The sequence below is a fragment of the Actinosynnema sp. NPDC059797 genome (assembly GCF_042732085.1).
Lineage (GTDB): Bacteria > Actinomycetota > Actinomycetes > Mycobacteriales > Pseudonocardiaceae > Actinosynnema.
Genome location: NZ_JBHWIE010000250.1, coordinates 1 through 10428, shown reverse-complemented (window position 1 = coordinate 10428; position 10428 = coordinate 1). Strand labels below are relative to the sequence as shown.

The window sequence follows — 10428 nt, the reverse complement described above, 5'->3', positions numbered from 1 at the left end:
CCCGGCGCTGGCCCGCGCCTCGGCGGGCCAGGCCCAGTGCGAGGCCGGAATCCCGCTCCAGGGCACGGGGCACGTGGTGCGCGTCGGGCCCGACGGCCGCCAGGCGCCCGACTCGGAGCGCCCCGCGTCCAGCACGGCGCCGATCACGCTCGACGACGAGGAGATCGGCGCGGTGTGGCTGGAGCGCCCCGGCCCGCCGACGCCGCTCGACGAGGTGCTGCTGGACCGGTTCGCCATCGCCGCCGCGGCGGTGGTCGAGCGGTACGGCCCGGCCCGCACCACCATGGCCGACCCGGCGCTGGTCGAACTGGTGATCAGCGCCGACGGCGACGAGGCGGGCCGGACCCGGGCGCTGCGGCTGCTGGGGTTCGCGGCCGACCTGCCGATCCGCGTCGCCGCCGTGCGGTCGCCGCTCCCGCTCGACCGGGTCGCCGCCCTGGTCTGCCCGAACCGGCCGGTGAAGGCGGCGCCGCTGGGCGGCGCGGGTGTCGTCCTGGCCACCACCCTGGACCCGACCCGGTTCCCGGCGGGCGTGCGCGCGGGCGTGGGCGCGGCCGACAGCCCCGATCGGTCCTGGCGGGAGGCCCGCACCGCGCTGCGCTTCACCACCCCGCGCCGGCCGGTCGTCCACCACGCCGCCCTGGGCGCGCTGGCGCTGCTCGCCGAGGTGCCGCCGGACGCACTGCGGGGCAACGCCGACGTGGCCGCGGTCGCCCGGCTGGCCCACGACCGGGACGACCTGGAGACCCTGGACGCCTACTGCGCCACCGGTTCCCTGCGCCGGGCCGCCGACCTCCTCCACCTGCACCACAGCAGCGTCGCCCGCCGGCTCGACCAGATCGGGAAGGCGCTGGGCTTCGAGCTGACCGACCCGGCCGGACCGGTGCGGGCCGAACTCGCCCTCACCGCGTGGCGGCTGCTCGACGACGGGACCACCGCGGGCTGACCGGCCGCCACCGCTCACACCACCGGGCGCCACCGGCGGCGCCGGGAACCCGCCGTCCGCTCCGCGCGACCTGTGGGGTGAAGATCGCGGAACCCTGGAGGTCGTGGTGGAGCGTCGTACTTTCCTGCGCGCGTCGGCGTTGTCGGCGGGTGGGCTGGGCGCCGTGGCGGCCGGCGCGCCCGTCGCGTCGGCGGCGAACCCGTTGCGGGTGCAGGTGCTGATGTTCGACGGGGTGGAGGAGCAGGACCTCGCCGGCCCCGTGGAGGTGCTGGGCATGGCCGGCGGGGTGAGCGGTGGCGCGATCACCACCACGCTCGTCACCACGGGCAGGCCCGCCACGGTGACCTGCAACTTCGGCATGCGCGTCGAGGTCGCCGTGGGCTGGTCGCCGCGCGAGGCGGACGTGCTGGTGGTGCCCGGCGGCGGCCGCTACACCGACCCGACCGCGCCCGGTGTCCGCCGCTTGATGGCCGACCGCGCCTTCCTGCGCCGCCTGGCCGACACCGACGTCCTGCACGTCGGCATCTGCACCGGCGTCATGGTCCTGGCCGCCGCCGGGCTCACCCGGGGCCGCAACGCCACCACCCACGCCAACGCCAAGGCCGACCTGGCCGCCCACGGCGCGAACGTGGTCGACGCCCGCGTCGTCGACGACGGCGACCTGATCACCGGCGGCGGCGTCACCTCCGGCCTCGACATCGCCCTCTGGCTCGTCGAACGCCACCTCGGCCCGCAACTGACCACCCGCCTGGAAACCATCCTGGAGTACGAGCGCCGCGGCACGGTCTGGCGCGCCTGAACCGCGGTCCACCGCCGCCGGGACGCGACACCGAGCGGCCCGGCGGCGCCGCCCGCCGTTTCACCCGATTCGCGGGTTTGACGGCCGGACGAACGCGATCGGCGCACTTCTGCACCGATCCGGGAACCGTCGGTCCGGCGCTCGCGGGCCGGTCCCCACACCACCGGCCCAATACCGCCGCCCGAGCGGCCACTCTCCGCGCTCCCCGCTCCCCCGCACAGCCCCGACCAGGGACTATCCCGCCCAGGCGGTCATCTGAGTCTTCGATACAGCCATCGATGATCTTGCCCGGCGAAGACCTTGTCGCCGCCCCGGCGTCCGCCATAGATTCGTGCCAGAGCGAATCGCCCCCCACCGAAAAGGGAATGCGGGGGAAGAATTCAAGGGACATTCTTGAGAGAGGTACACCGTGGTTGACGCTGTCCTGGATCCGGACGTGGACGTGGCGATCGTCGGCGCCGGGCCACGCGGACTTTCGGTTGTGGAACGACTGCTGGAGCGGTTACAGCGGGAACCGCGGAACGGGCGGACGCGCATCCACCTGTTCGAGCCGGGCGAGCCCGGCGCCGGGCGGATCTGGCGGACCTCCCAGCCCGAGTGGTTCCTGATGAACACCCCGGCCGGCGAGGTGAGCGTGTTCTCCGCCGGCCCGGACGGCGGCCCGACCCGGGCCGGGCACGGGCCGTCGTTCGCCGAGTGGCTCGAAGCGCACCCGCGGTGGTCGGCCCTGGGGCCCAACGACTACGGCCCGCGCGCCGTCTACGGCGAGTACCTGCGGTGGGCGTTCGACGCGATGGTGGCCAACGCGCCCCTCGGGGTGACCGTCCGGCACGTGCCCGAGGCCGCGGTGCGGCTGCGGCGGGAGGACGGGCACACCACGGTCGTCGGCTCGGCGGGCACCAGCGTCACCGTGGACAAGGTCGTGCTCACCACCGGGCACCCGCGGACCACGCCCGACGAGGCGGAGAAGTCGCTGCTGACCTTCGCGCGGCACCGCGCCGGGCTGACCTACCTGCGCGGCGACTCCGCCGCCGACCTCCCGCTCGACGACATCGCGCCCGGCGAGCAGGTGGGCGTGATCGGGCTGGGCCTGACCTTCTTCGACGTGATGGCCGCGCTGACCGTGGGGCGCGGCGGCCGGTTCGCCGAGGAGGGCGGCCGGACGGTCTACCTGTCCAGCGGCAACGAGCCGCACCTGGTCGCCGGCTCCCGCAGCGGCCTGGTGATGCTCGCCCGCGGCCGCAACCAGAAGGCGCCCACCTACCGGTACCGGCCGCGGTTCATCACCGACGAGGCGATCCTCGAAGCGCGCCGCAACGCCCAGCGCACCACCGGGTCGGCGCAGCTCGACTTCGTCCGCGACGTGCTGCCGCTGCTCCAGCTGGAGGTCGAGCACATCTACTACACCGCGCACGTCCGCAGGCGGCTCAGCGAGGAGGCGGCCGAGCGGTTCGCCGCCATCCACCTGGCCTCCACCGACCGCCGGGGCCTGCTGGAGGCGTGGGGGCTGGCCGACGTGCCGCCGCCGGACCTGGAGCGGCTCGCCCGGCCGTTCGGCGACCGCGAGTTCGACAGCCCCGAGGCGTTCCGCGAGGAGCTGCTGGCGCTGCTGGACGACGACGTCGCCGAGGCCCGCCAGGGCAACGTCGACAACCCGCTCAAGGCGTCCCTGGACATCCTGCGCGACACGCGCTCGGTGGTGCGCCAGGCCGTCGACTTCGCCGGGCTGCGGCCCGAGTCGCACCGGGCCTTCCTGTCCTGGTTCAATCCGATCAACACGATGGTGTCGGCCGGTCCGCCCGCCGTGCGCGTCGAGCAGGCGTGCGCCCTGATCAGGGCCGGGCTGCTGACCGTCGTCGGTCCCGGCACCCTGGTGGAGGCCGACCACGCCGCGGGCGCGTTCGTGCTGCGCTCGCCGCGGGTGCGGGACTCGCGGCGCGAGGTCACCACGCTGGTGGACGCCCGCATCCCGCGTCCGCAGCTCGGCGCGGACGCCGACCCGCTGGTGGGCCAGTTGCTGGCCGAGGGCCTGATCACCGAGATGGTGAACACCGACGCGGCCACCGGCGAGCGGTTCCCGGCCGGGAGCATCGCGGTCACGCGCCGCCCGTTCCACGTCGTCGACGTGCTCGGCAACCCCGACCCCGACCTCTACGCGCTGGGCATCCCGACCGAGAACACCCGCTGGTTCACCCAGATCGGCAACGGCAGGCCGGGCCCGATGACCGGGTTCCACGCCGACGCCGACGCCATCGCCCAGGACGTGCTGCGCCACCGGCCGCGCGTCGCGCCCACCGCACCCGTCGTCCTGTCCGCCCGCTCGCGCACCGCCGTCGCGATCTGAGAGGAGAAGACCGATGCCATCGACCGAGGGGCCCACCCCGACGGAGCGCTTCCGGGCCGCCCGGGACCTCCTGCTGGAGCTGCGCGACGACCACGACGAGGCCCACGCCCGGTTCACCTGGCCCGAGTTCGACGAGTTCAACTGGGCCCTGGACTGGTTCGACGCGGTGGCCCGCGGCAACGACCGCACCGCCCTGCACGTGGTGGGCGGGCAGACCGAGGAGCGGGTGTCCTACGCGGAGCTGTCCGAGCGGTCCGACCGGCTGGCCAACGGGCTGCGCGCGGCCGGCGTGCGGCGCGGCGACGCGCTGCTGATGATGCTGGACAACCAGCTCGCGGTCTGGGAGTCGCAGCTCGCGGCGATGAAGCTGGGCGCGGTGGTGGTGCCCACGTTCACCACGGTCTCGGCCGCGGACCTGGCCGACCGGGTCGAGCGGGCGGACATCCGCCACGTGCTGACCACCGCCGAACTGGCCGCGGGCATGGACTGGCTGCCCGGGCACGTGACCCGGATCTGCGCGGGCCGCGTCCCCGGCTGGCTCGCCCTGGACGACCTGCGGTCCGCGCCGGCGGGCTTCACCCCCGACGGCCCGACCCGCGCCGACGAGACCCTGTTCCTCTACTTCACCTCCGGCACCACCTCCCGGCCGAAGCTGGTGCGCCACACCCACGTCAGCTACCCGGTCGGCCACCTGTCGGGCATGTACTGGAACGGCGTGCGGCCCGGCGACGTGCACCTCAACGTCTCCGCGCCCGGCTGGGCGAAGCACGCGTGGAGCTCGTTCTTCGTGCCGCTCAACGCCGAGGCGACGGTGCTGAGCGTGACCACCTCCAACGCCCGCGACCTGCTCGACCGCGTGGTGGCGCACGGTGTCACCACGTTCTGCGCGCCGCCGACGGTGTGGCGGATGCTGATCCAGGAGGACCTGCGGCGGTGGCCGGTGCGGCTGCGCGAGGCGGGCAGCGTGGGCGAACCGCTCAACCCGGAGGTGATCGAGCAGGTCCGCGCGGCGTGGGGCCTGACGATCCGGGACGGCTACGGCCAGACCGAGACCACCGCCCAGATCGGCAACAGCCCGTCGCTGCCGGTGCGGCCGGGTTCGATGGGCAAACCGCTGCCGGGCTACGACATCGTGCTGGTGGACCCGAACACCGGTGAGGTCGGCGACGAGGGCGAGATCTGCGTGAACCTCTCGCCGCGCCCGCTGGGCGTGATGCCCGGCTACGTCGACGACGAGGAGAAGAACGCCAGGACGTTCGCCGGCGGCTACTACCACACGGGCGACATCGCGCACCGCGACGCGGACGGCTACCTGCACTACGTGGGCCGGACCGACGACGTGTTCAAGTCCTACGACCACCGGATCTCCCCGTTCGAGCTGGAGAGCGTGCTGCTGGAGCACGAGGCGGTCGCGGAGGCGGCGGTGGTGCCCGCGCCGGACCCGGTGGGCCTGGTGGTGCCGAAGGCCTACGTCGCGCTGGCCGCGGGCGAGACGCCGGACGTCGGCACCGCGCGCCGCATCCTCGACCACACCCGCGCCAACCTCGCGCCGCACCAGTGGATCCGGCGCCTGGAGTTCGCCGCGCTGCCGAAGACCACGTCCGGGAAGATCCGCCGCGCCGAGCTGCGCGCCCGCGACGTCGAGCGGGCCGCGGGCACCGCGCCCGCCGGCTCCGTCGAGTACCTGGCCGACGAACTGCTGGACGCCGCGCTGCCCGCGGCGCCCGGCATCGGCTGAAACCCCGTCCCACCACCGCATCCGAACCGGAACCCAGGAGAGAACCGCCATGCGCGACATCAAGGTCTACTCGTCCCTGTTCAACGGCGGCCTGCACAACGGCCAGATCAAGTGGGCGCCCTACGTCCAGCCGGGCCGCAACGCGGTCGACGTCGAGTGGCTGTACACGCAGGCCGAGACCGGCCCGACCGGCGCCGAGGCCTACATCGCCCACTTCAAGCCCGGCTCGCACGGCGACCTGCACGAGCACCTGGGCTACGAGCTGCTGCTGATCCTGGAGGGCGAGCTGCACAACGACAACGGCGACCGCTACCCGGCGGGCACGCTGTTCATCGAGAAGCCCGAGAGCGTGCACCAGGTGTCCTCGCCGACCGGCTGCTACGCGCTCGTGGTGCGGGAGAAGGGCACCCGGCGGGTGGAGGCCCCGGCCGTGGCCGAGGCGGAGCCGGCGGGCGCGACCTCCGGCTGACCGGCGGGGCGGCGGGGTCCGCGACCGATCGCGGGCCCCGCCGACGTCTTCCGCCCTCCCGAACCCGATTCCCCTCCCGAACCCGGCCCCCTCCAACCCACCACCCTCCGACCCGCCCCCACCCGCCTGCTCCCCGAACCCGGCCCGAACGGCCCGCTCGATCCCCCGCCCGCCGCCCTCGGCCCGCCACTCCGGCCCGCTGTCCTCGGCCCGCTGTCCTCGGCCCGCTGTCCTCGGCCCGCCGCCCGGCCTGTCGCCTCCGAACCGCCGCCGCCGGACCGATCCCCTCCCGAACCCCGGCTCACCGACTCCCGAGCCCGCTCCCCCATCCCCACCCCCGCCTGGCCGCTCCCCCGCTGCCGCCAGTCCTCCTCCCCCGCACCCCCTTGCCCTCAAGCCCGCCCTCCGGCCATCATGTAATGCGTTCAACCCATTACACGTCGGCCGCGCCTCGCGGACCCATCGGTCTCGCGACGACGACCAACCAGGAGAGAACCCGATGTCCCAGCAGACGCAGGACCGACCTCACCTCGCCGCCCCACCCGGCTCCGCCGACGTCATCGTCGGGCGCACCGGCAAGAAGCACTCCCCCCGCTACCGCTGGGGCATCCTGGGCATCGGGATCTTCGCCCAGGCGGCGTTCAGCGCGGCCTTCCAGGGCATCCCGACCTCGGGCTCGATCCTCGCCGCCGCCTACGGCTACTCGCTGTCCGAGCTGGGGCTCGTGCTGGCCGCCGTGACCGCGGGCATCTTCATCACCGACGTGTTCTGGGGCATCCTGTCCGACCGCATCGGCGAGCGGAACGTGCTGATCATCGGCCTGTCGGGCACGACGGCCACCCTCGCCTACGTCACCGCGTTCCTGGTGCCGAGCGCCGGGGTCGCCCCGGCGGCCTGGGCGTTGGCGGCGGTGCTGTTCCTGTCCGGCGCGCTGGGCGGCTGCGTCAACGGCGCGTCCGGCCGCGCGGTGATGGGCTGGTTCCCGCCGGAGAAGCGGGGCTTCGCGATCAGCCTGCGCGTGGCCGCCGTGCCGCTGGGCGGCGCGCTCGGCGCGGCCATCATGCCGACGCTCGCCCTGGGCGCGGGTTTCCGCTGGGTGTTCGCGTTCCTGACCGCGTTCATGCTCGCCGCGACCGTCGCCGTGGTGCTGTGGCTGGACGAGCCGCCGATCGCGCGCACCAAGGCCGCGGACGGCATCGCCGCGACCACCGCGCCCAACCCGTTGAAGCGCTGGGACATCTGGCGCGTGGCGATCGTCGCGTTCCTGCTCGACCTGCCGCAGTTCACCGTCCTGACCTTCGGCACGGTGTTCCTCACCTCGGTGCTCGACCTGCCGATCGAGGGGGTCGTGGTCGCGCTCGTGGTGGTGCAGGTCCTCGGCGGCGCGTCGCGCGTGGTGACCGGCCGGTGGACCGACAAGCAGGGCGGCAGGCACCGCCGGACGCTGGTCCGGGTCTACAGCTGGCTGATCGCGGCGGCGTTCGCCGGCGTGGCCCTGTACGACGTGTCGCCCACGTGGCTGGTCGTCGGCCTGTTCGTGGTCGCGGGCTTCCTGGCCTGCGGCTGGCACGGCGTGCACTACGCCGAGATCGCCACCATGGCGGGCGCGGAGCGGTCGGGCACCGCGCTGGGCCTGGAGAACACGATGGTGTTCGGCGGCGCGTTCGTCACCCCGCTGCTGATCCCGGTCGTGCTGTCGGCCTCGTCCTGGCCGGTGGTGATGCTCCTGGTGGGAGCGCTGCCGGCGGTAGCCTCAGCCCTGCTGATGCCCCGGGAGCGGCCGGTCGGCTGACCCGGGACCACCGAGGAGGCGCGCGGCGGAAGAGCTGCGCGCCGCGGCCGTCCGGGAGGCGTCCTGAAGCACGAACCGTCGAGCCTGGCACTGGTCGCCACGGTGCGCAGCAGGCTGGGTCGGCAGCGCGACGAGCTGACCGACCCGGCCTCGCTGGCGCGGTGGCTGGCCGGGCACGAGATGCCGCCCGCCGACGAACCCGACCCGACGCACGTGCGCGAGTTCCGCGCGCTGCGCGAGGCGGCCTACCGGCTGCTGGAGGGGGTCACCACCGGCCGGGCCGCGCGCACGGGCGACGTGGAGCTGGTCAACCGCTTCGCCGCCGAACCGCCTCCCCCCGCGGTCCTGGAGACCGGGCCGGACGGGGTGCTGCGGCGCGGGACGTGCCCGCCGACCGCCGACCAGGCGCTCGGCCTGGTGGCCCGGGACCTGGTGGAACTGCTCACCGGGCCGGACCGGGACCGACTGCACCAGTGCGAGGCCGAGGTGTGCGGGACGTTCTTCGTCGACACCTCCCGGGCGGGCAGGCGGCGGTGGTGCTCCTCCGCCACCTGCGGCAACCGGGCGAGGGTGGCGGCACACCGCGGTCGCGCCGGCCATCAGTGACGAACTGGAAGGACCCATGATCTACCTGCACACCTCGGCGATCGTCCGGCTCGCCGCCGTCGAGAGCGACCCTCTCCCGGCGCTGCTGACCGAGGTGGGTGCCGCCATGGCGGTGACCAGCGAGCTGAGCGGGGTCGAGCTCGACCGGACCGGGGCGGCGCCCGACGTCGTGCGGCGGGCTCGCACCGTGCTCGACTCGCCCTCCGTGCTCACCGTGGAGGTGTCCGACCTGATCCGGGAGTCCGCCGAATCGCTGGCCGAGGACGAACTGGACCCCCGGCAGGCCATCCACCTGGCGACCGCACTCAGCCTCGGCGCCGCGGTCCGGGTCTTCGCCTGCGACGACCCGACCCTCGGCGTGGCGGCCACCGCCCGAGGCATGCGCACCGCGGTACCGCCGTTCGGTTCAAGTCGGCATAGCCGGCGCGGTGAGGGCGATTGGTAAGGCGAATACCGATTCGGAAATCCACGGTTACGGGCGAAATTTCACCCGAAAGAAGCAGCTGTCTCACCTGGAAGTGGATAAGATCACGTCAAGTCTGCATTTCACTGACAATCTGCGCGTACGGAAAGGTCTATGGGGGAGTCCTAGGTGGACATCAGGCAGTTGAACGCCTTTTGGGCTGTATCCCGAACCGGGAGCATCACCCGCGCGGCGGCGATGCTGGGCTACTCGCAGTCGGCGGTCACCGCTCAGATCAAGAACCTGGAGTCCGCGGTGCGCACCCGGCTGTTCGAGCGCAGGCGCGACGGCGTGCGCCTCACGCCGGACGGCGAGCGCTTCCTGCCCTACGCCAACCGGCTGCTGAGGCTGTCGGAGGAGGCGGTGTCGGCGCTCGCCCCGGAGGCGCCGCTGACCGGTCGGATGACGATCGGCGCCAGCGAGTCGCTCACCACCTACCGCCTGCCCGACGTGATCCGGCACTTCCACGCCGCCCACCCGGACGTGCGCCTGATGCTGCGCACGTTCCACGAGGGGCCGGACCACATGATGGAGGCGTTGGTGCGCGGCGACGTCGACATCGCGCTCACCCACTGCATCGACCCGGGTCCGGTGGGCGTGCCCGCGCGGCGGCTGGCGCCCGAGCCGCTCGCCCTCGTCGCGCCGCCGGACCACCCGATGGCGGCCTGCGACGCCGTCACCACCGACGAGCTGCGCCGCACCCGGACGCTCATCGTGCAGGCCAGCTGCGTCTACGACACGGCGCTGCGCGCGTCGCTGCCCGGTGTGCGCGCCGTGCCGCCGCTGCAGTTCGGGACCATCGAGGCGGTCAAGACCGCCGTGCGCTCCGGCCTGGGCGTGGCCCTGCTGCCGCGGGTCGCGGTGACCGAGCAGCTGCGCACCGGCGAGCTCGTCGAGCTGCGCTGGGCGCCCGGCGTGACGGTGAGCAGCTACGTGCTGCTCGGCAAGGAGCAGGACGGCTCCCAGCTGCTGTCCGCGCTGGACGCCCTGCTCGACCGCGTGGTGCGGGAGTGGCACCAGCCGGCCGCGGCCCACGTCCCGTGCGACGACCTGGGGTTGGGCGGCTGACCCGATCCCCCGGCGGGCGACGCCGCACCCGATCCCGTGAACGCCCGGCGCGAGTTCCGCGCCGGGCGTTCGGCATTCGCCGATCCCTCGCCCCCGGAACAAGTTCACAATTCTTGGGAAAATCTTTACCGAGGCGCGCCGGCGTGGGCGCGGCCATTCCGCGAACCGGCGTCACGGGCGCCGGGGGTCGCCGAATTCCGGCG

At 74.0% G+C, this 10428-nt stretch carries 9 protein-coding genes; all 9 read left to right on the top strand.

Translation table 11 applies throughout. The features are described from left to right. Nucleotides 1-946: helix-turn-helix domain-containing protein (locus tag ACFV4N_RS32995; protein WP_499676564.1), on the top strand; the 946-nt coding region annotated here is incomplete at its 5' end. Nucleotides 947-1052: 106 nt separating this feature from the next. Further along, nucleotides 1053-1745 carry a DJ-1/PfpI family protein gene (locus ACFV4N_RS32990; protein ID WP_499676563.1) on the top strand — a complete coding sequence of 231 codons (693 nt, stop codon included), beginning with the start codon at nt 1053-1055 and terminating at the stop codon, nt 1743-1745. 409 nt (nt 1746-2154) lie between these two features. Next, nucleotides 2155-4089, top strand: coding sequence for an FAD/NAD(P)-binding protein (locus ACFV4N_RS32985; protein ID WP_499676562.1), 1935 nt, complete (start codon nt 2155-2157; stop codon nt 4087-4089). A gap of 13 nt (nt 4090-4102) precedes the next feature. Continuing rightward, a complete protein-coding gene (locus ACFV4N_RS32980; RefSeq protein WP_499676561.1) occupies nt 4103-5827 on the top strand; it encodes an AMP-binding protein in 1725 nt (574 codons plus the stop codon). A 49-nt stretch (nt 5828-5876) separates the two neighbouring features. Then, on the top strand, nt 5877-6296 hold the full coding sequence (locus ACFV4N_RS32975) for a cupin domain-containing protein (RefSeq protein ID WP_499676560.1): 420 nt from the start codon (nt 5877-5879) through the stop codon (nt 6294-6296). 499 nt (nt 6297-6795) lie between these two features. Then, nucleotides 6796-8088 (top strand): MFS transporter, encoded by a 1293-nt coding sequence (locus ACFV4N_RS32970; protein ID WP_499676559.1) that lies wholly within the window; start codon nt 6796-6798, stop codon nt 8086-8088. 63 nt (nt 8089-8151) lie between these two features. Beyond that, on the top strand, nt 8152-8694 hold the full coding sequence (locus ACFV4N_RS32965; RefSeq protein ID WP_499676565.1) for a CGNR zinc finger domain-containing protein: 543 nt from the start codon (nt 8152-8154) through the stop codon (nt 8692-8694). Between the two features lie 16 nt (nt 8695-8710). Further along, nucleotides 8711-9139 carry a PIN domain-containing protein gene (locus ACFV4N_RS32960; protein ID WP_499676558.1) on the top strand — a complete coding sequence of 143 codons (429 nt, stop codon included), beginning with the start codon at nt 8711-8713 and terminating at the stop codon, nt 9137-9139. 147 nt (nt 9140-9286) lie between these two features. Beyond that, on the top strand, nt 9287-10225 hold the full coding sequence (locus ACFV4N_RS32955) for a LysR family transcriptional regulator (RefSeq protein WP_499676557.1): 939 nt from the start codon (nt 9287-9289) through the stop codon (nt 10223-10225). Nucleotides 10226-10428 lie beyond the last annotated feature (203 nt).